Origin of the sequence: Pseudoalteromonas sp. OFAV1, from assembly GCF_021532595.1 — a bacterium.
In the GTDB taxonomy this organism is placed as follows: domain Bacteria; phylum Pseudomonadota; class Gammaproteobacteria; order Enterobacterales; family Alteromonadaceae; genus Pseudoalteromonas; species Pseudoalteromonas lipolytica_C.
This window is the reverse complement of sequence record NZ_JAKGBG010000006.1, coordinates 123,272-143,774: the sequence shown is the minus strand read 5'-3', so window position 1 is coordinate 143,774 and position 20,503 is coordinate 123,272. Positions and strand designations below refer to the sequence as shown.

At 41.5% G+C, this 20,503-nt stretch carries 17 protein-coding genes; 7 read left to right on the top strand and 10 right to left on the bottom strand.

Going from position 1 to position 20,503, the window contains the following annotated elements:
- Window positions 1-31 precede the first annotated feature (31 nt).
- The 5 genes from L1267_RS05545 to L1267_RS05525 all read right to left on the bottom strand — a co-directional run bounded on the left by L1267_RS05545 (window position 32) and on the right by L1267_RS05525 (window position 6,391).
- Window positions 32-1,261: a glycerophosphodiester phosphodiesterase family protein gene (locus tag L1267_RS05545; protein ID WP_235382310.1), complete on the bottom strand. Its 1,230-nt coding sequence runs from the start codon at window positions 1,259-1,261 to the stop codon at window positions 32-34.
- A 35-nt stretch (window positions 1,262-1,296) separates the two neighbouring features.
- The gene (locus tag L1267_RS05540; RefSeq protein ID WP_235382309.1) at window positions 1,297-2,154 is read right to left on the bottom strand and encodes a carboxylate/amino acid/amine transporter; all 858 of its coding nucleotides are present in this window, start codon (window positions 2,152-2,154) and stop codon (window positions 1,297-1,299) included.
- Between the two features lie 98 nt (window positions 2,155-2,252).
- Window positions 2,253-3,680 (bottom strand): amidohydrolase family protein, encoded by a 1,428-nt coding sequence (locus tag L1267_RS05535; protein WP_235382308.1) that lies wholly within the window; start codon window positions 3,678-3,680, stop codon window positions 2,253-2,255.
- A 147-nt stretch (window positions 3,681-3,827) separates the two neighbouring features.
- A complete protein-coding gene (locus L1267_RS05530) occupies window positions 3,828-5,966 on the bottom strand; it encodes a M3 family metallopeptidase (protein WP_235382307.1) in 2,139 nt (712 codons plus the stop codon).
- A gap of 215 nt (window positions 5,967-6,181) precedes the next feature.
- Window positions 6,182-6,391, bottom strand: coding sequence for a hypothetical protein (locus L1267_RS05525; RefSeq protein WP_135925694.1), 210 nt, complete (start codon window positions 6,389-6,391; stop codon window positions 6,182-6,184).
- Window positions 6,392-6,590: 199 nt separating this feature from the next.
- Between L1267_RS05525 and L1267_RS05520 the strand changes: the two genes are divergently transcribed.
- The gene (locus L1267_RS05520; protein ID WP_135925693.1) at window positions 6,591-7,463 is read left to right on the top strand and encodes a mechanosensitive ion channel family protein; all 873 of its coding nucleotides are present in this window, start codon (window positions 6,591-6,593) and stop codon (window positions 7,461-7,463) included.
- Window positions 7,464-7,486: 23 nt separating this feature from the next.
- On the opposite strand, the gene L1267_RS05515 is transcribed toward L1267_RS05520, so the two are convergent.
- Window positions 7,487-8,035, bottom strand: a complete 549-nt coding sequence (locus tag L1267_RS05515) for an HdeD family acid-resistance protein (protein ID WP_135925692.1) — start codon at window positions 8,033-8,035, stop codon at window positions 7,487-7,489.
- A gap of 157 nt (window positions 8,036-8,192) precedes the next feature.
- Here L1267_RS05515 and L1267_RS05510 point away from each other — a divergent pair, with 157 nt between their 5' ends.
- The 6 genes from L1267_RS05510 to yegD all read left to right on the top strand — a co-directional run bounded on the left by L1267_RS05510 (window position 8,193) and on the right by yegD (window position 15,990).
- The gene (locus tag L1267_RS05510) at window positions 8,193-9,878 is read left to right on the top strand and encodes a mechanosensitive ion channel family protein (protein ID WP_235382306.1); all 1,686 of its coding nucleotides are present in this window, start codon (window positions 8,193-8,195) and stop codon (window positions 9,876-9,878) included.
- A gap of 368 nt (window positions 9,879-10,246) precedes the next feature.
- Window positions 10,247-12,508, top strand: coding sequence for a TonB-dependent receptor (locus L1267_RS05505; RefSeq protein WP_235382305.1), 2,262 nt, complete (start codon window positions 10,247-10,249; stop codon window positions 12,506-12,508).
- Window positions 12,509-12,616: 108 nt separating this feature from the next.
- Window positions 12,617-12,916, top strand: a complete 300-nt coding sequence (locus tag L1267_RS05500; protein ID WP_135925690.1) for a hypothetical protein — start codon at window positions 12,617-12,619, stop codon at window positions 12,914-12,916.
- 65 nt (window positions 12,917-12,981) lie between these two features.
- Entirely contained in the window at window positions 12,982-13,638 is a 657-nt protein-coding gene (locus L1267_RS05495; RefSeq protein ID WP_235382304.1) for an HAD family hydrolase, read from the top strand.
- Window positions 13,639-13,721: 83 nt separating this feature from the next.
- Window positions 13,722-14,555: a DNA ligase gene (locus L1267_RS05490; protein WP_235382323.1), complete on the top strand. Its 834-nt coding sequence runs from the start codon at window positions 13,722-13,724 to the stop codon at window positions 14,553-14,555.
- A gap of 67 nt (window positions 14,556-14,622) precedes the next feature.
- Complete coding sequence (yegD, locus tag L1267_RS05485) at window positions 14,623-15,990, top strand: molecular chaperone (RefSeq protein ID WP_235382303.1); 1,368 nt, start codon at window positions 14,623-14,625, stop codon at window positions 15,988-15,990.
- A 32-nt stretch (window positions 15,991-16,022) separates the two neighbouring features.
- Here the strand turns inward: yegD and L1267_RS05480 are convergent, their stop codons facing one another.
- The 4 genes from L1267_RS05480 to L1267_RS05465 all read right to left on the bottom strand — a co-directional run bounded on the left by L1267_RS05480 (window position 16,023) and on the right by L1267_RS05465 (window position 20,462).
- Complete coding sequence (locus L1267_RS05480) at window positions 16,023-16,487, bottom strand: methylglyoxal synthase (protein ID WP_135925687.1); 465 nt, start codon at window positions 16,485-16,487, stop codon at window positions 16,023-16,025.
- Window positions 16,488-16,495: 8 nt separating this feature from the next.
- Window positions 16,496-17,128, bottom strand: coding sequence for a LysE family translocator (locus tag L1267_RS05475; protein ID WP_138558859.1), 633 nt, complete (start codon window positions 17,126-17,128; stop codon window positions 16,496-16,498).
- A 97-nt stretch (window positions 17,129-17,225) separates the two neighbouring features.
- On the bottom strand, window positions 17,226-19,064 hold the full coding sequence (locus tag L1267_RS05470) for a S8 family serine peptidase (protein WP_235382302.1): 1,839 nt from the start codon (window positions 19,062-19,064) through the stop codon (window positions 17,226-17,228).
- A gap of 225 nt (window positions 19,065-19,289) precedes the next feature.
- Window positions 19,290-20,462, bottom strand: coding sequence for a multidrug effflux MFS transporter (locus tag L1267_RS05465; RefSeq protein WP_135925684.1), 1,173 nt, complete (start codon window positions 20,460-20,462; stop codon window positions 19,290-19,292).
- Window positions 20,463-20,503 lie beyond the last annotated feature (41 nt).

The following is a 20,503-nucleotide window of genomic DNA, read 5'->3' as shown; positions in this document are numbered from 1 at the left end:
GTCAAAGCCCTTGAAATTTATTGATGCTCAGCTAATTTTTTGAGGCAGGGTACTGCATACAGCTTGCGTAATAGGTAAGAGTAGCAGGCCAGTCAGAGAAAATGGCCATCACACCCACTTGCTTAGCAAGGACGTCTATTACATTCATCATTTGCCCATCTTGTTTAATCACGCTGGCAATTGACTGGTAATAATAACCCCCGCCATTATCTAATGGACCAGAGCGCTCTAAACTCCAAGTAATGATGTTCAGCCCGGCTTGTTTAGCTTTAATAGCATAAAGTGAAGGCACAATTTTACCTGACTCATCAAGGCTTAAAAGCATCCACATTGGCGGTGCGATAATGCGTACTCCATCGTTATACAGAGCTTGCATTGATGGCTGCCAAGTTGTTTCATCCATCGCATCAAAGTGTGCTTGCTCATCTCTGCCATCAAGATAAATACTGTTGTTTGCAAATTCAGGGTGATTGTTTCGCCAATACTTCACATCTTCAAGATTAAATGATTGCGGATAAACATCTTGGCTATTCACACCTAAAGCTCGATACTCATCAAGCATTTTTTGCGCATAATCTTGCTGGCTAAAACCGTTAAATGGCATGCTGACTTCTGGGCTTTTTAGCTCGGGCGTCATTTTTACACCTAGTGATTTAAATAACTCAATGCTTTGCTGGTGGGTCATTACGGTGCCACTGTTTGCGTATAAATCAGTGCGCCAGCTTGGTGTGCCTTGCATATACTCTGCGACCGTTTTGGCATTTGCATTGGCACCATCCATTTTAGCTTTTAGGGTTAAAAACTCAGCTTGGGTGATATCGCTGGTGCAGCATTTAGCCTGAGCTGGTTGGCCGTCTTTGGCCGGGGTAAAAGGTTGGCTGCATTTTGCTGCGAGCTCAGGAATCGCTAAAATGTTGGTAGTGGTGTGTAAATCACACTGTGAATGACGACACACGAGTTGTTTGTCTTTTGTAAAGGCGACGTCACATTCAAGTACGCCAGCGCCCATTCTTGCAGCGGCTAAATATGACTCTTTGCTGTGCTCAGGAAACTGCATGGGGGCACCGCGATGACCAATTACAAAATCAGTTTTGTAAAAAGGGCCATTACCGCATGCCGCAAGTTGCTGCTTTAACGGCCCATCTGTCATCTTGTCGATTAAATAGTAAGGCCTAGCACCCACTTGCACTGCCTGCTCATCAGGCAGATTCTTACAACCTTGAATAACGAAAACTAAACAACATAAAACCAGTGCGCGCATAACAGCATTCCTCTAATCTAATAGAGTTTAGCCTATCATTGCTCCATGGCAGTTTTATTAAGTTTCTGATTTATAATAAGTGCTAATAAGATAATCGCTGCGCCAATGGCAAGCTTGATGATATCAGCATCACGGTTCCAAATAACAATGTTAACGATGATCCCTGCTGGGATCAGTAGGTTATTCATTACAGCCAGCGCACCTACATTGACAATAGTTGCGCCCTTATTCCAAGCGAAATAACCAAGCCCTGAAGCAATCGTGCCTAAGTAAATTAACACGCCCCATTGTGTAGTAGTGGTGGGCAGCTTACTGGTATCACCAAATAAGCCGTAACAAATCAGTGCGACAATTAAAGCGCCAATAAAGAACCAAGCAAACACCCGAGAGTGGGGGAGTTGCTGATCTTGCATTAAACGTTTGTAAGTTACTTGCCCAGTGGCAAAGCAAATATTAGCAGCCTGCACCATTAGCATACCAATGAGATAGTTTTCATCGACGCTTTCATAGCGAATAGCAACGGCGCCTAAAATAGCCAGTAATGCGGCGAATAAAAACTTGGCATTAAAGCGTTTTTCAAGCAAATCGTTTAACAGGGTGATGTAAAGTGGCGTCATAACCGTAAATAGCAGTACCTCGGGCACACTAAGGTACAAAAACGAATGGTAATAAAAGCTGTACATCACACCAAGTTGTACTGCGCCTATTGCCATGAGCTTTAGTGCTAAGGCTTTAGGAGTTTTACGCCAGTGTAAAAAAGGTAAAAACACGCAAGTTGCTAAGCCAATGCGCATTAACACACTAAACCATGCATCCACTTGGCCTGCTAAATAAACACCAATAAGACTAAACGAAAAGGCCCAAAGCAGGGTTACAGCAAATAAGTAGGTCATGTTATTCGAGTTATGTGCAAAAAAGGGCAGTGTATATGAGATGGCTGAAAATTAAAATTGCCCATGACGGATAATACGTGGTCATGGGCAATGGGGGGTTAGGGTTGGCTGGCAACAAAGGCTTTGGCTTGTTGCTTTAATAGCTCGAGTGCGTTGCTATCGTAAAACGTGCTGTGCGAGACAACACCGCTTAGTGTTTGTGTGTTACGAATATCAATAAGTGGGTTTTCTGAAAGCAAAATGAGATCGGCTACTTTGCCTTCACTAAGTGCACCGTATTGCTGTTGTTTATTTAAAAACTCAGGCCCCGCAAGAGTTGCAGCTTGCAGTGTTTGCAGTGGTGTTAGGCCATATTCAGTAAAAATACTCAGTTCTTGGTGCAAAGAAAGCCCCGGATAAATATACGAATTTAAAAAGCCTGCATCTGTGCCTGCAATAATGCTCACACCTGCTTGCTGCGCGATAGGGAGTAACTGTGCGGTTTTAACAAAACGCTCTTTGCGCTGTTCGATTTGTGCGGGCGTGTCTTTGTTAGCTCTATCGACTCGCCACTGGTAAGTTGCTTTTAAACCTTTACCCAAATAATCTAAAAAAGCATCGTCTTGATGATTATCTTCATCAATGTAAGCCGTTATTTTGCCACCAATCAAGGTAGGCACCACGGCGGTGTTATTGTTGGCAAGAACTGTAAATTTCTCAATTGCTGTTGGTTCATCAAACTGCGCGGTGATAATAGGCAGCGCAGTGCGATAACTTAGCTCTTTTGAGGCAACCTTTGCAGAAATATCCGCTTCGTTTTTAGCCGCAGCTTTAAGCATATAGGTCATATGCTCAATCGCATCAAGCCCCGCCTTGGAGACATCAGTCACAGACAATGAAAATGGAATATGACCCGAAATTTGGTAACCCCGCTTTTTGACCTCTTTTACTGCCTTAAGATAAAGCTCAGGCGTTAAAGCGCTGTCGGTAATTTTGATAAAATCGACGTCCATGCTGTCTAACAGATCCATTGCAGCATGCATTTCTGCGGTTGTTTCTACTTCTAAATCACCGGGCCAAATAGACCCTTTACCTTCTAATTTCGGGCCAGAGGTAAAAATAGTTGGGCCCACTAACTGACCTTGTTTTACTTGTTCACGCCAGCTAAGAACAGATTCACTCAAATCAGCCGCAGCATCACGAACGGTTGTTACGCCATAGGCTAAATACAGTGGCAGTAGCTGTTTATTCTCTTCAATAAGCTCATCACCACCGCCAAAATGGACATGCATATCCCATAAACCTGGCATGACATACTGACCTTTTGCATCAATAAATGTTGAGCTTTGATATTGGCTACTTAAAGGTTTATCACTACGTTTGATGATGATCCCATCGCGAATGGCAAGTGATTGCTTTGCTGTGATAGCCCCAGTTTGCATATCAATAATTTGGGCGTTTTCTATCACGATATCGGCGCGCTCATCTGGGGTTGATGAACATGCAGCTAAAGCTGAGCAAAGTCCTAAAAGTAAAGCGTTTTTCATGTGTGAACTCGTGTTTTTCTTTGAGATTAGCAAAAACGAGTTAACTGACAATTGCTTTGAGGTGAATAGGAATAAAAGTGGGGTGAAAATTAAATAAATAACTAAAAAGTATGAGGGTTTCCCCTCATACTTTAAATAACGGTGTGATTATTCAACTAAACCACGACGCTTTAATAGTGCGTCTGTAGTTGGTTTTTGGCCACGGAACTCAATATAGCTTTGCATTAAGTCGCGGCTGTTACCTTTAGATAAAATCTCTTTACGGAAATTGTCACCATTTTCGCGTGTTAAACCACCTTGTTCAGTCATGTGTGCAAACGCATCTGCTGCGAATACTTCAGTCCAAAGATAAGCGTAGTAACCAGCTGAGTAACCCCCAGCAAAAGTGTGGCTAAAGTAGCAAGACTTATAACGTGGTGGTACTGGGTAGTACGCGATACCGTGCTTGTCTAATGCATCATGTTCAAACTTTTGTACGTCAGTGATATCAGCATCAACACCAAATGAGTGCCATTCCATATCAAGCAGTGCCGCCGCTAAATACTCAGTAGTATCGAAGCCTTGGTTGAACTTTTGTGACTCAAGTACTTTTGCAAGTAACTCTTTTGGAATTGGCTCACCTGTTTTGTAGTGCTTGGCGTAGTTTGCAAGTACTGTCGGTTCAATATTCCAGTCTTCGTTTGCTTGTGAAGGGAATTCAACAAAGTCACGTGCAGTCGCTGTACCCGCTAAGCTTGGGTATTTAACATCAGAGAATAAACCGTGTACAGCATGACCAAATTCATGGAACATCGTTGTTACTTCAGAGAAAGTCATGAGTGTTGGTTGACCTTCAGCTGGCTTAGGAATGTTCTGTGCGTTGTAGATCACAGGCTTGGTGCCTTTTAAACCGCTTTGGCTAACATAGGCGCTCATCCATGCACCACCTCGTTTACCTTCACGTGCATAAGGGTCCATATAGAACAGGCCGATAGCGCTACCGTCTTCATTGAATACTTCAAACACCATCACGTCTTCGTGATAAACAGGCAGATCTTTTCGCTCTTTGAACGTAATGCCATAAAGTTTATTCATCGCAAAGAATAGGCCGTCATGGATCACTGACTGCATTTCAAAGTAAGGCTTAACTAAAGCTGGGTCTAAGTCGTACTTCTGTTGACGAACTTTCTCAGCATAAAACGCCCAGTCCCATGGCTGTAGTGCAAACGTTTCACCTGATTTTTTGATTACTTGCTGGATTTGTTCTGCTTCTGCTTCTGCTTTAGCAACCGCTTTTGGCGCTAAATCATCAAGAATGCCGTAAACGTTTTCAGTTGTTTGTGCCATACGGTTAGTCATCACATATGAAGCCCAATCTTTATAGCCAAGTAATGCTGCTTTTTCTGCACGTAACTTGGTTTCTTTAATGATAATAGGGCCATTTGTCGCTTGTGCACGCGTTGCAGATGTAGTCCAAATTTTTTCACGTAGCTTGCGGTTTTCAAGGCTTTGTAAGATAGGTTGGCGAGTCGTGTTCACTAGTGTGATCATGTAGCCTTCTTTACCTGCTTTTTTGGCTGCTGCCGCAAGGCTTGCAATTTCGCCTTCAGATAAACCTGCTAACTCGCTTTTATCTTTAACTAAAATCACATCTTCTTTAAATGATTTTAAGATGTTTTGCGAAAACTCAGTTGAAAGCTTGGCAAGCTCTGCGTTTATTTCACGCATTTTTGCTTTTTCAGCTTCAGTTAGTTTTGCACCCGCGTTAACGAATTTTTTGTAGTAGTAATCAACAAGGCGTTGATCTTCAGCATTTAGTGATGATTTGTTGTCGTAAATGCTTTGTACACGAGCAAATAAAGCTTTGTTTAAGTAAATGTCATCAGTGTGAGCTGACATAATCGGCGCCATTTTCGCGGCGATACGTTGGTACTCACTGTCAGAGATTAAACCCGATAAATTAAAAAATGCCGCAGAAGCGCGGTCTAATAATTCACCCGAGTATTCCATTGCAACAAGGGTATTTTCGAATGTTGCTGGCTCTGGGTTATTTGCAATCTTTGCAATTTCAGCTTTTTGTTGTGCGATCCCTGCTTCAAACGCTGGCTCATAGTCTTTAGTCGAAAGCTTATCAAACTCTGGTGCCATGTACTGTAAAGGGCTTGGCTTAAAAAGAATGTTTTCAACATTGGCTGTTTGTGTTTCAGCGGCTGTTTCAACTTGAGTTTGAGTGTCAGCTTGTTGTGAACTACAAGCAGATAATAAAAGAACACTAGCAATGGTGGTTGCTACTAAGGTTTTACGCATGAGAGCTCCAAAAATGTGGATAAATCTTCTCTAACTTATCAAATTTATAAGTAGAAAGAAGCAAGTTTGTCGCTTTAATAGGTAAGTATGCCGCAAAAAAGAGTGATTCAGGGATAAAGTGTTTAAAAAGCCATCAAATAAAGGTGATGGCTAGCTTAAATTGAAAATGGCGCTGATTGCCAAATTAGATTTTTGTTAGAGTTAACTGGCATTGATCAGTTGTAGCCCAACACAAACTTTTTCTCTGAACCAAAGTTTTCAGGCATTGCATTACCAAATTCTTTATTGATTAGTGCAAGTGTCTGTTCTTGTTCAGCAAGTAAGTTCAAGATCCGGTTGCGATATTCTAGACTTGATTCAAATAAGTTTAAATCAACCAGTGGTTGTAAAGTGGCAAGTTTTTGTGTGAGTGTCATTTGTGACATTGTGTTCTCCTCGTGCTATTCAAAGCCTGCTAAACCTACAAGCTTTACCTATGTATATAGCAGCTATGGGCTAAAAGAGTTAATAATTAGCGCATTTTGCGCATAAAGAACTTAGTATTTACCAAGTTTTACCCTATTATGCCGTGCTAAACTTAGTCAAAACTGAATCAAACTCTCTTTTTACCAGGAATGTTAATTTATGACCTTTGCTGATCTGCAATCTGCATTATCGTTTGTGTTGTTCACCTATAACGATGTGCAAATTACCGTACTTAAAGTAATTCAAGTGCCTCTGGTGCTGTTTTTAATGTGGTTTGTGGTCACATGGATAGGTCGATTAATTAAAAAAGCATTGTTGGCAAAAAACCTAGGGCCAGACACAGTTCATTTATTCACCCGTATTTACCTTGTTGTAACCATCGCGGTGCTGGTGTTTACTTCACTTGAGGTACTCAATATTCCTCTGACGGCGTTTGCATTTGTCTCTGGTGCCATTGCAATCGGTGTTGGTTTTGGTGCGCAAAACATTATCAATAACTTTATTAGTGGTTGGATATTAATGTGGGAGCGACCAATTCGTATTGGTGATTTTTTAGAAGTGGGTACAGCAAAAGGAGTTGTTGAAACTATTAATACTCGTTCAACTCGTATTCGCCGTAACGATGGTGTGCACATGCTAGTACCAAATAGTCACTTGCTAGAGAATACTGTAACAAACTGGACCTTGATTGACCGTAATGCTCGTTCATTTGTGAATGTTGGTGTTGCTTATGGTTCAGACGTGGTGTTGGTTGAAAAGCTGATGAAGCAAATTCTTGATGAGCATCCTGCCATTTTAAAAACACCGGCATCATCTGTGTTATTTGATGACTTTGCGGATAGCTCTTTAACTTTTAGCGCTATTTTTTGGGTGTGTGCCGAATCAGAAGCACCGCTTCGCCAAGTGCGTAGTGAACTGCGTTTTAGCATTTATAAAGTATTTGCTGAAAACAACATTACCATTGCTTTCCCACAGCGCGATATTCATATCGATGGTGAAATTGCCCTAACAAGGCGTAATAGTCAAAAATAAAAAAAGCGGCTTAGCCGCTTTTTTTATGCTTGTTCATTAAGTTTTTTAAGCTTGAAGGCTAGCAACACCATCATAATACCAAACACGATGGCATAGCTTGCAACTAGCCAAAGTAGGGTAATTATGCCCGCACCCGGGTTAAACATCAGGTAACCACCAAAGATAATTGAAATAATACCGCTGCCAATTAGTAGCCATTCGTTAGTTATCTCTTTACGAAGTTTGCTGGCTATTGCAATTTCAATTACCCCTATAGCAATTGCCCACGCAGCAATAAAGTACAACATTAAAATAGCAGTCACATTCGGTGCAAACAGAGTAACGAGTGCTGCGGCAATTGATATCAAGCCACCTATTAATAGCATCCACCAAAGCGGGTTGTCTTTTTTAGATGCAATTGCAAGCCAGGTTCGAATGGAACCATCTACAAAGAAGTAAGCGGCAAATATAAACATTAATACGGCTAAAGAGGCTTGAGGTGCAAACCAACCACATAAACCAAAGATAATGGCGATAGCCCCATGAATAAGTAAAGATGACCAATGAGGGATCAGTGAACTTGAGATCTGCATTATATTTTTCCTTTGCTAATGTTCCTTTATAACTAACATTTAGCTGACTGCTTGCATAGGTATTTAATTATTTTTTGTACAGTTATCCAAACCATGCTCTAATTTATAGGATAAAATTTGTAATCGTATTTAATGTTTTTCGAACAAGGAATGATGTGTGAAGAGTTGCGCTAACAAGTTTCCGCTATATTTAACCAGTTTATCGGTGTGGTTATTGGCATTGTTTTTTAACCCTGTATTCGCTACAACACCTGAAGTAACCGTGAAATCGCTCATCGATAAAGATAGCAAAGAACAGCAAGAAGAAAAAAAGTCCCCCCTTCAAGTTGAAGAAGTAACAACCACTGTCGCTGACCCCAGCGTTGAACAAGATGATGATCAGCCATTTGATGCCTTTGATCGACTCACCCCACGAAGTGCCATGCAAGGTTACTTAAAAGCTGCTCGAAACCGTGACTTTGAACGTGCGAAAAATTACCTTGATTACAGAAACCTGCCGCAAGAGGTGCTAGCTGTAGGTCAATTACAACTTGCAGAGAACCTTTCAGTCGTGCTTGATCGCACGTTGTGGGTAGATGTAGATAGCTTAAGTAATAAACCCAAAGGGAAGCAAAAAGAAGATGTGCCAAGCTATCGCGACTTAGTGGGAGAAATTAAAACATCTGAAGGAAAAGTGCAGGTTTTATTACAGCTTGTGCCCGATGAAAAAACAGGTAACCGGATCTGGAAAATCTCTAACGCTACCGTTAGTCAAATACCTCTTTTAACCAAGGAGTTTGGCTATAACTTGATTGGGGAATGGTTATATAAGCATTTGCCTGATTTAGAATTTTTAGGCGTAATGTTATGGCAATGGATCTATTTTGCTTTTTCATTTGTGTTGTTTTTAGTTGCAGCGATTGTCATTACTCGGCTAATTACTTTTGTGCTTGGACATAAAAAGGTAGCGGTTGAAGACGACGTCTTGAGCTTTGTAAATGGTCCTATTTGTTTATTACTTGCAGTATTACTGTCACGTTCATTAAGTGATCAGTCTAATGTCACTATTGCGGTGATGGCTCTATTTCATGGTGCAACTGTGTTACTTATTGCCTGTGGGTGGGTGTGTTTGCGCGCTGTTGATTTAGCAAAGCATAGGTTAAGCCAACGCTTTATAAATCAAGATAAACCACAAGCTGTATTTTTATTGAGACCTGTTAGCAATGTTGTAAAAACGACGATCGTTATTTCGTTGCTATTTGTGTGGTTTGAAAATCTAGGCTTCAATGCAACAACCTTATTAGCAGGTTTAGGCATTGGCGGCCTTGCCATTGCTTTGGCTGCGCAAAAAACAGTCGAGAACATTATAGCGGCTATTACAATTTACATTTCGGCTCCGGTTAAAATTGGTAGTTTGTGCAAATTTGGTAATCATCTTGGTACGATTGAAGAAATAGGGCTGAGGGCTACGCGTATCCGCACCCTTGATCGCTCTGTTATATATGTTGCTAATGCTAAATTTATTGATATGCAGCTTGAGAATATTTCTGAGCGTGAGCGTATTTCTTATCGACCTAAACTGATGCTTAGCGCTAATACCCAACAGCAAAACTTACAAGCTTTTATGACAGCCCTTCGTGAGCTTTTAGAGCAGCACCAGCATATTGCATTTGAACCTTGTAGAGTGCGTTTTAAAGGGTTTACACCTTGGGCTTTACAAATTGATGTACTAAGCTACGTAGAAACGGTTGACTTTGCATTTTATATGGAAGTAATTGAAGAGTTAAACCTTGCTATTCTAGGATTATTAAATGAGCATAATTGTGAATTGGCTAATCCAGAATTCGCGCGCGTTGGTGAATAGTTACTAAAAAAGGGTTAAATGAAAGTGGCTCTCATCTGTACACAACGCCTACACATTGTCGTGATTATTTGCACAGGACATATGTCCGCTTTGTTGAAAAATAATTGCATAAAATCTTCTAAATGCGGCGATGTTGCCGCTAATTGTTGTAAAAAATTTGTATATTTATAATTTTTAATGCAGTAAAAGTGTCATAAAGTGTTATAATCGTCAGCGTTCGTTCAGCCTCTTTACCTCGTTTTGCACTCTCGATTAAGAGGTCCGCGCAGCTTATTACAAGGCGCGAAAAATTGGCCGAGCCCGTCAAATGAATTGACGCAACATCATCACCGTTGAATAAGAGTGCATAAAAAAGGTTAAAACCCGACATGAAAGCAATGAAAAGATCTACGTTAGCAACACTTATCAATGCAACGTTGTTCTCTGCCGTAGCAGGTACTTCATTTTCAACTCTTGCTGCAGACGAAGCACCAGCAGCAAAAAACAACCAATTAGAAGTTATTCAAATCACTGCACGTAAACGTGTAGAGAATGCACAGGAAGTACCTGTAGCAGTATCTGCACTACAAGGTGACAGTTTAGACGCTTATAGCTCAGCTGGTATGGATATTCGTTTTATGAACGCGAAAATCCCAAGCCTATCAATCGAATCTTCGTTTGGTCGTTCTTTCCCACGCTTTTATGTTCGTGGTCTAGGTAACACTGACTTTGACCTAAATGCCTCTCAACCAGTTTCGCTAGTTGTAGACGAAGTTGTTCAAGAGAACGCAATTTTAAAAGGTTTCCCTGTATTTGACGTTGCACGTGTAGAAGTTCTACGTGGTCCACAAGGTACTTTATTCGGTCGTAATACACCGGCTGGCCTTGTTAAATTTGATACAGTTAAACCATCACAAGAATTTGATGGCTATGGCTCAGTATCTTACGGTAGCCGTGGCGCAGTTGATTTTGAAGGTGCTGTTGGCGGTGGCTTAACAGACCGTTTATCAACGCGTGTTTCTGTACTTTGGCAAGAAAAAGACGATTACATCGATAACCGTGCTCCTGGTTTTGAACAAGATGACGTATTAGGTGGTTACACTGAAAAAGCGGCACGTGTTCAGTTCTTATATGAAGGTGACGATTTCACAGGTCTTTTCAACTATCACGTACGTGATATGGACGGTACGCCAATCGCATTCCGTGGTAACGCTATCAAAGCAGGCACAAACAATTTAGCTGATAACTATGAGCACGATGTGGTTTACCACGATGCTGCTTCTCGTGCGACACAGCAAGTTGAATCTCAAGGCGCAAGCTTAAAGCTTGAGTGGGATATCAACGATTTAACTCTTACGTCAATCTCTGCATGGGAAAGTGCTGAAATCTATTCTCGCGCTGACATCGACGGTGGTTACGGTGCAAGCTACTTACCAGATATGGGCCCAGGTTTTATTCCGTTCTACTCTGAAAGTGCTGACGGTATTCCAGATCAAGACCAATACACGCAAGAACTTCGTTTATCTAGCAACTATGCTGGCGACGTTAACTTCCAAGTAGGTGTTTTCTACTTTGACGAAGCGCTAACAATCGAAAACTTCAGCTACGACACTTATGGTTCAACGCCAGGTGAGTTAAACGGCTATGTTATCCAGCAACAAGATACTAAAGCGTGGGCGGTATTCGGTTCATTAGATTACACAATCACTGACGACTTAAAAATCACTGCGGGTCTTCGTTACTCAGATGATGAGAAAGAGTTCTCAGCAGACCGTACTTTAAGCCCAATTGGTGGTAGTGCGTTATACCTTACAGAAAACCCAAGTGACGACCACGTTAGCTGGGATTTATCTGCTAACTACAAGATCAACGATGACGTAAACTGGTACGCACGTGTTGCTAACAGCTTCCGTGCACCAAGTATTCAAGGTCGTATCTTATTCGGTGACGAAGTAACTGTTGCTGAGTCTGAAACTGTGACGTCATTCGAAACAGGTATCAAATCAGACGTACTTGACGGCCAAGGTCGTGTAAATGCAACTGTGTTCTACTACACAATGGATGACCAACAATTAACAGCTGTAGGTGGTGGTGCAAACTTCAACCGTTTAGTTAATGCTGATAAGACAACTGGTTACGGTTTTGAGTTAGACACTGAGTGGGTATTAACTGACAACCTAAACGCTACATTTAACTTAAGCTACAACAACACTGAGCTTAAAGATAAAGACTTAGCCGTTGACGTATGTGCACAGTGTACTGTTACAAACTCATTAAACAGCGCAGGTCAAGCTGTCCTTGATGGTAACAGCTTACCGCACGCTCCTGAGTGGATCTCAAACTTAACTTTACGTTATAGCCGCGAAGTTGCTGACGGTGAATTCTTCACTTACGCTGATGTGTCTTACCGTAGCGAAATCAACTACTTCTTATATGAGTCAGTTGAGTTTGAAGGCAAGCCATTAACTGAAGTTGGTTTACGTGCAGGTTATGCTTGGGCAGAAGGCGACTACGAATATGAAGTGTCAGCATTCGTACGTAACATGTTCGACGAGCAGCAATCAATCGGTGCTATCGACTTTAATAACAACACAGCAATGGTGAACGAAGAGCGTTACATCGGTGCTGAGTTCAAAGTAAGCTTCTTCTAAGCTGAAATTAAAAGCCTATTAAAACCCGCTGTATAGCGGGTTTTTTCGTTTATAATCGCGTTTGTAACTGCTAAAGTGGCAGGATTAATTTAAGAGAAGAGAATTTCTATGGCTGGATTTTGGAACTACCGCGTTATTTTTTGTGAAGCAACAAAGGATGAAGCGGCACAATATCAAATTCATGAAGTTGAATATAACCTCAATGGTAAAGTAACCAATTGGTCTGAAACAGGAGCTGCTCCGTTTGGTCACACTGTTGAAGAACTAGAAGCAGATGCTGAGCGTTTAAAAACGGCTTTTTCTAAACCGATTTTAAAAGTAGTTAGAAAGCAACGAGGCTATGAGCTGGTCGATGTAGAAACAGGTGAAGAAGCGTTTGCTGAACCTCCGGCAGGCCTAACCGAGTAATTATATTGAATTATTTAAAGGTGCCATAGGCACCTTTTAGTTTTTAGATCGTAAAAGGAATGAGGATGACTTTAAAAGCGGTTTTGTTTGATATGGATGGCACTTTGGTAGATTCAGAAAGTGTGCATTTTAATATTTGGAACGACTTATTAGCGCCTTTTGGTGTGCAATATGATGAGACTACGTTTTGTCAGCGCTTTTCTGGTAGGCCAACCCTTGAAGCAGCTAAAGAGGTTGTTACCAACTATCAACTTAACATCAGTCCAGAGCAGCTAACAGATGATAAATATGCTGCATTTGGCCGTTTTGTCAGTACAAACTTACCAACTTTCATGCCGCACGCAAAAGCAGTGCTTGAGCAAGTAAAAGCCAGTGGTTTAAAAATGGCATTAGTAACAGGCAGTGCCAAAGATGAAGCTTATCCTATTTTAAAAGGCTATGGCATTTTTGACTGGTTTGATTGTGTGGTTACCAAAGATGATGTTAACAATCCCAAACCTGCTGGCGATCCATACCAATTAGCGCTTGATACGTTAAATATTACGGCCAATGAAGCCGTCGCAGTCGAGGATACGTTTACTGGTGTTACAGCCGCTAGCAACGCTGGTGTTGCTGTGTATGCAGTGCCTAATCACTTTACCCAAGAGCATGATTTTAGCAAAGCGGCTGGGGTGTTTAGTGATTTGCATGAATTTTATAAATGGCTAGAAACTAAACTATAATTAAACGGCTATTGCTAAACAGTTATTTTTAAGCAGTAATAACCAGTTAATACTTACAAATTTGCAAGGAAGCAATGATGGTTATGTTCACTCGTGCATTGGTATGCGCAATCTCGTTACTTTTGGCTTTCTCAGTAAAAGCTCAACAAGCTCCCTCAGTACTTTTGGCAAACGTCTATGAAGCCGAAAAGGTTAATGTATCTGACTATTTAGTTAGTGAAAAATATGATGGTGTACGTGCCATATGGACAGGTAAGCAATTAATTACCCGTAATGGTAACCCTATTAATGCTCCAACCTGGTTTACTGCGCCACTGCCTGATATATGGTTGGATGGTGAACTTTGGACCAAGCATCAAGATTTTGCCAAGGTCAGTGGTATTGTGCGATCGCAGCAACCTGTTGATAGCGAATGGCAGACCGTTAGCTATCAAATTTTCGACATGCCAAATGCCGAGTTACCATTTAGTAAACGCTATGAAAACTATTCACGCTTAGTTAGACAGCTAAATAGCCCATATATAAAAGCAGTTGAACAGAAGCACTTTGATAATAATCAACAGCTTAGTATGTTTATGGATGAGTTGATTGCACAAGGTGCCGAAGGCGTTATGCTGCACTTAGCAAAAGCGGAACACACCGCGGGTCGCAGTAATGTACTATTAAAATTGAAGCCTTACCTGGATGCTGAGGCTGTTGTTATTGAACACATAGCAGGAAAAGGTAAATATAAAAATATGCTTGGGGCGCTAAAAGTACGCAACAATGAAGGGATTGAATTTAAAATTGGCTCTGGATTTTCTGATCTGCAAAGAAAGTCTCCTCCAGCGATTGGCAGTACGATTACTTATAAATATCATGGTTTTACAAAAAATGGCTTGCCACGCTTTGCCAGCTTTTTACACGAAAGGCCATAGCGTCATTCAAAAATGGCCGCGACTGTGTTAAATTTCGCGGCCTTTTTAATGATGTATAGGTGGTAGTATGTTTGCAGGCTTTGATTATGGTAGTTCAAATTGTGCAATCGGTGTTTTAGATAACGAGCAACAAGTGTCTTTAGTACCCCTTGAGCAAGGCAAACAGTATTTACCATCAACCCTTTATACCCATCACAGTGCGTTGGTTGTTGATTTTGTCGCAAAACACCTTGCTGGCAGCTCATTTGAGCACGATTTTAAAACTGAGCGTCAAGCGCTTTTAAATACCATTCCCCGCATTAAATCAGATTTAGATATTCAAGCTGGAGATGACACCTTATTCATTGGTCGTGAAGCTATTAGCGAGTATGTGCAATTTCCTGAGGAAGGTTATTTTGTAAAATCGCCAAAGTCGTTCTTTGGCGCTGTGGGCTTAAAGCAAGGGCAAATTAATTTCTTTGAAGACATTGCTATGGCGATGATCTTAAAAATAAAACAACGCGCCGAGCAATCACTGCAAGAGTCATTAACAGAAACGGTAATTGGACGACCGGTAAACTTTCAATCAGTCGGTGGTGAAGAGTCTAATCAACAAGCGCTGGGTATATTAGAGCGAGCGGCAAAACGTGCTGGCTTTAAAGAGGTTTCATTTTTATATGAGCCATTAGCGGCAGGGATTGATTATGAAACCTCATTGCAGCAAGACCAAAAAGTATTGGTTGTCGATATTGGCGGGGGGACCAGCGACTGTTCATTCGTACAAATGGGACCAAGCTTCTGTCAAAAACAGTGTCGTGACAATGACTTTTTAGCTCACAGTGGTAAGCGTGTGGGAGGGAATGATTTAGATATTGCGCTGAGTTTTCATGGTTTAATGCCATTGCTTGGTTTAGGCACAGAGTTTAAATCTGGGCTGCCATTACCTAATCAACCGTTTTGGCAAGCATGTAAAATCAATGATGTGAATCTACAAAGCCAGTTTTATAGCGATGCCCATCATCGTGAATTATTGACCCAGCTGCGTGAAGTTAAAGAGCCAGCGCTATTTAAACGCTTAATTCAATTGCAGCAAAATAAGCAAGGTCACCAATTAGTACAGCAAGGCGAAGCGGCAAAAATTGCATTGTCGTCAGCGAATGAATTTACCACAGACTTGCATTTCTTAGATTCTGAATTAACTCAGTGTTTGACCTTAAATGATTTAGCCTTAGCTGTTGATGACTCGATAAGCCAAATAGTGAGCTTAGCTAAACAAGCGATTAAAGAGGCAGGCACAACGCCAAATGTCATTTACTTAACGGGTGGTAGTGCGCAATCACCTCTGATCAAGGCCGCGTTAAAATCCCATTTAGGTGATATTACTATGCTGAACGGGGATCACTTTGGTAGTGTTACTGCAGGTTTAACTAAGTGGGCGCAAAAGCTTTATAGCTAATAGCCCCCACTTTGAGATATCGACTTTAAGAATTAAAGAGTCACTTGGCGCGTTGCGAGGTATTTTTCGTAATCTGGCAGCGTGCGGCACAGCTCTGTTTCCATCATAGGTGAGCTTAATAGCATATCGGCACTGACTTCATTACAGGCAACAGGAATATTCCAAACAGCAGCTAAACGTAATAATGCTTTCACATCAGGGTCGTGTGGCTGCGATGCAAGTGGATCCCAGAAAAATACCAACATATGCACTTCATGCTCAGCAATTTTAGCGCCGAGTTGCTGATCGCCACCCATTGGGCCACTTAATAGCTTTATCACTTCAAGCCCTGTAGTGCGCTCAATTAAATGACCCGTTGTGCCAGTACCGTAAAGGGTGTGCTTACTTAACACATCTTGATGCTTTTCACACCAAGCTTGCAGCGCTGCTTTTTTACCATCGTGGGCAACGAGGGCTATATTTTTTTTGGCGGGGAGGGCTTGTTGTTTTTGTTCCATAAGTGCTCTTATATCAATAGGTTAATTGCTAAGGCAATAAATACTATGCCCGTGATCCGATCAATCCAAATTTGGGTTTGTGGATGCTCACGAAAATAGCTGGCTATCTTATCGCCGAAATAAATATACGTGCAGTCGATTGGAAAAGCAAAAAGCGGGTAGAGTAAACCAAAAAAAGCGAGCTGAAAGGTCGTTGAAGATAAACTTGGATCAACAAACTGTGGAATGAACGCAATAAAAAATAAGGCTACTTTCGGATTGAGGACCTCAGTCATCATCGCTTGAAACATCACATTTTGCTTTTTACTGGTGCTCACATGAGGTTTATCTTCACAGTGCGGTTCTGGCTGACTAAAGGTGTCCTTTAGTGTGATGATACCTAAATAACAAAGATAGGCGGCACCAAGGTATTGTACCGTTGTATACGCGACACTAGAGGCTTTAAGAATTGCGGTTAAGCCTACGACTGCAAAAAAGGTATGCACAACGCCACCGAGTGCAAAGCCAAAGGCACTTTGCATTCCGGCTTTACGGCCATTGGCAAAAGTTTGCGCCATTAAAAATGCATTAGAAGGGCCGGGGGCTACGGCAATTAAAAAACTGGCGCCTAAAAACGACAGTAACGATTCTGGATTGATCATTGGCACAAATTAAAAAAGCAGGTAACTGATTTTAACAAGCTTATTAAAAAAGAAAAAGCGGGCATTAATGCCCGCTCATATTGGTTTGGGGAAAGTTTTAAAAAACCACAGTGCTATTGTTTGAACAAACAGTTGTGCTTTGTGCTTCACATACTTGGTATGTGTAACTACCACCGCCTTTTGTTGTGATGGTATCTGTGTAGCTATTTGTGTTTGCTACAGAACCTACCAAAGTACCATTACGGTATACATCAACAGTACTAGTCGCTGCGCCACTCCAGCTTAAATCAACATAGGCTGTGCCTTTTGATTTATAACCAGATGCTGAAAGGCTAACTTCATCACCACCCGGTGTTGGATCGCCACCATTATTGCCGCCAGCACAGCCATTTGCAGTTAAATATGCATCCGCATCGGCTGCTTTAACAATACCGTGACCAAAGTACACATCGTGGCCAGCTGCGCCTTGGTCTTGTGCTGTTGCTTTTAATGCGTCACGAATTTCTGTACCTGTACACTCAGGGTGATTTGACCAAACGAGTGCTGCGATACCTGAAACGGCAGGTGTTGCCATTGATGTACCACTCATGAAACCGTAGTCACTAGTACCGATGGTAATATCAATCGTTGTACTTGCAAGCAGCGCTGAACGGTCTTCAAGTGCAGCACCTACAGCAGGAATCGTTGTATCGTTGGTATCACCTAATGTAGCGTATAACATGCCCGCTTCGTTATTGATGATAACAGCACCAATACCACCTGAGTTTTCACAGTTATTTACTTTGTCATAGAATGAGATATTACCGCGGTCAATCATACAGATTTTACCAGCTGCACCAGAATCAATGCTCTCAGCAGTACCCATGTAATAAGCAGTACCAGATGCATTACCTGAGTTTTCCATTGACGATGTTGGAAAGCCCGCGCCATCAGCAGCTAAGCTTGCAGAAGTTGCCATGCCTGCAGGGTAAGTAGACAGTGTATCAACACCACCTGCTGTCACTTCAACGCAGATAGTTTCATCTGTAGTAGCGCGTTTACCACGACCAGATGTACAGCTAGGAAATTGCGAGAAATCTGCAATTTGATTGTTCGCATCATTTGCACCAACCATCATTACAGATGAATAACCAGCAGGGTACGAGCGTACGCTGTTACCATCGTTACCCGCCGCAGCAACAACAAGACCGCCTGCATTAGTGAAATTAGCAAAGGCGTTAGACTCTGTGCTATTTGCACCACCACCACCTAAGCTCATGCTGATGATATTTGCACCTGCTTGAGAACATAAATCTGCTGCATGTGCTAAATCAGAAGAATAACCCCAACCTTCGGCATTGAATACTTTGATGATATGCATTGCAACACCCGGTGCCATACCAACTACACCGATATTGTTATCTGCAGCACCAATTGTACCTGCTACGTGAGTACCATGAGGGCCACCATTGTCATACCAGTTACCTGTGCCACTATCGTTGTCACCCGTGATATTACCCCAAATGAAGTCAGGGTTTGATGCATCAAGACCTGAGTCAATAACACACACCTTCATGCCCGCATTAGCATCAAAAGTTACTAGGTCAGCTTGTGATTGGTAAACTGCGTAAGGCGTTAATTGCTGCTGCATTGCATTACCAGCATCATCGTTATAAAGCGCCATTGGTACACGTTTTTGGTCTTCTTCAATCAGTTTGATATGTGGGTTATTAAGCAAGCCTTTAATGCTTGCTAAATCTTGACCGGTAAATTGTGCTGCAATAAAGCCATTACCGTCGACTTTTATATCACCGCCGAGTTTTTTAGCGAGTGCTTTAACTACGCCTTTTTTGTTGTTATCTACTTGTATGATGAAGCGATCGTTTGCTGCATTTGCTGTACCCGCAGCACAAAGGCCACTTAGGATTAGAGCTAAAGCTAATTTATTCTTTTTCATAAATAGTATCCCTGACATATTGTTTGGTTAACTTTGCGTTAACGAGACTAAACAATAAATTAACGAAAGTATGGGTACAAGGTAAATTACTCAGAAAAACGGAACAATTTATTCTATAAAAAGGCTTTTTATAGTTTATTGGTATAACAGGAAGTCTAAACGGGTAAATAAAGTATAACAATTCTCATTTACCCGTATTTAGTATAAAAGTGCGGGTGAACTTTTTTATGATAGTTGCTTATACCTAAATAATAGATACGCAAATGGTATGAGCAATAAAAAGTGTACCCCAATCAGTGATGGGGTTGTTAAATTTAGAAACTGTGTAAGAAATACCAGTAAGCTGGCACCACTCATTTGCATTACACCAATAAGAGCTGAAGCGGTGCCTGCTTGTTTCGAAAACATACTTAATGCGCGACCAGCTGATGAGCCAAGTGTCAGTGCAAAGCCAAATGCAGCAATAAACATAGGAAACATTAATGCCAGAGCAGTGCGTTGTTGGTTTAGTGCCAACATTAAGACACCAGATATAACAAGTAATAAGAGACCAGCTTTTAATGCGCGCTTTGGTTGACGTTTGATGTACAGCGGCATAATAAAGCTGGCAACAATGCTTAATACTGCATTACAAGTAAACCAGAATGTAAAATCGCTAACACTGCCTCCTAATTCAGTAATAAGCCAACCAGGTGCTAATGTTACAAACACTAATATAGCCGACATAGTTACTAAACAAATTAAGCTATGAAATAAAAACAAAGGTGTGCTAATAATCGGAATAAAACGACGTAAATCAAGCAGGTGACCGCTGTAAATGCTGTCTGCAGGGCGTGTTTCTTTGTACATTAACAAAGTTATGAATAAACCAATTAGCGCAAAGCCAGCCATGAATAAAAAGTTCATGCGCCAACCAAACTGTACTGTGAGCCAAGCACCGAGAATAGGCGCAAGAGCGGGAATAAAGCAGACAATACCATTGAGATAAGTAATGATTTGGCCACTTCGTTCACTACCAAACCTATCTCTTACGATGGCAAATGCCACCACAAACGTAGCGCAAGCTCCTAAACCTTGTAAGGCCCTTGCTACCATAAGGCTTGCAAAATCAGGTGCCAGATAAGCGCCAAAAGCAGCTAAACCATAGATTATAACACCTGCTAAAGCCACGGGTTTACGACCGAATTTATCAGCTAACGGGCCAGCAATGAGTTGGCCAAGCCCTACAGTTAACATAAATATGGCTACAGTTTGTTGTACTTGCTTTTCTGAAGCATTGAACTGTTCAGCAATAGTAGGAAATGCTGGAAGGTAAATATCTATTGCTAATGGACTAAATATAACCAGAAGGCCTAGGATGAATAATAGACTTAGGTTTTTGTGTTGGCGTGACTGCATTCGCTCTCCTTTAAAACGGTATTTTATGTGCCCCTAAAGGA

Bases quoted from the DNA above. Each gene is read 5' to 3' on its own strand.
- L1267_RS05545 (WP_235382310.1), bottom strand. From the start codon at position 1,261: ATGCGCGCACTGGTTTTATGTTGTTTAGTTTTCGTTATTCAAGGTTGT.
- L1267_RS05540 (WP_235382309.1), bottom strand. From the start codon at position 2,154: ATGACCTACTTATTTGCTGTAACCCTGCTTTGGGCCTTTTCGTTTAGT.
- L1267_RS05535 (WP_235382308.1), bottom strand. From the start codon at position 3,680: ATGAAAAACGCTTTACTTTTAGGACTTTGCTCAGCTTTAGCTGCATGT.
- L1267_RS05530 (WP_235382307.1), bottom strand. From the start codon at position 5,966: ATGCGTAAAACCTTAGTAGCAACCACCATTGCTAGTGTTCTTTTATTA.
- L1267_RS05525 (WP_135925694.1), bottom strand. From the start codon at position 6,391: ATGTCACAAATGACACTCACACAAAAACTTGCCACTTTACAACCACTG.
- L1267_RS05520 (WP_135925693.1), top strand. From the start codon at position 6,591: ATGACCTTTGCTGATCTGCAATCTGCATTATCGTTTGTGTTGTTCACC.
- L1267_RS05515 (WP_135925692.1), bottom strand. From the start codon at position 8,035: ATGCAGATCTCAAGTTCACTGATCCCTCATTGGTCATCTTTACTTATT.
- L1267_RS05505 (WP_235382305.1), top strand. From the start codon at position 10,247: ATGAAAGCAATGAAAAGATCTACGTTAGCAACACTTATCAATGCAACG.
- L1267_RS05500 (WP_135925690.1), top strand. From the start codon at position 12,617: ATGGCTGGATTTTGGAACTACCGCGTTATTTTTTGTGAAGCAACAAAG.
- L1267_RS05495 (WP_235382304.1), top strand. From the start codon at position 12,982: ATGACTTTAAAAGCGGTTTTGTTTGATATGGATGGCACTTTGGTAGAT.
- L1267_RS05490 (WP_235382323.1), top strand. From the start codon at position 13,722: ATGTTCACTCGTGCATTGGTATGCGCAATCTCGTTACTTTTGGCTTTC.
- yegD (WP_235382303.1), top strand. From the start codon at position 14,623: ATGTTTGCAGGCTTTGATTATGGTAGTTCAAATTGTGCAATCGGTGTT.
- L1267_RS05480 (WP_135925687.1), bottom strand. From the start codon at position 16,487: ATGGAACAAAAACAACAAGCCCTCCCCGCCAAAAAAAATATAGCCCTC.
- L1267_RS05475 (WP_138558859.1), bottom strand. From the start codon at position 17,128: ATGATCAATCCAGAATCGTTACTGTCGTTTTTAGGCGCCAGTTTTTTA.
- L1267_RS05470 (WP_235382302.1), bottom strand. From the start codon at position 19,064: ATGAAAAAGAATAAATTAGCTTTAGCTCTAATCCTAAGTGGCCTTTGT.
- L1267_RS05465 (WP_135925684.1), bottom strand. From the start codon at position 20,462: ATGCAGTCACGCCAACACAAAAACCTAAGTCTATTATTCATCCTAGGC.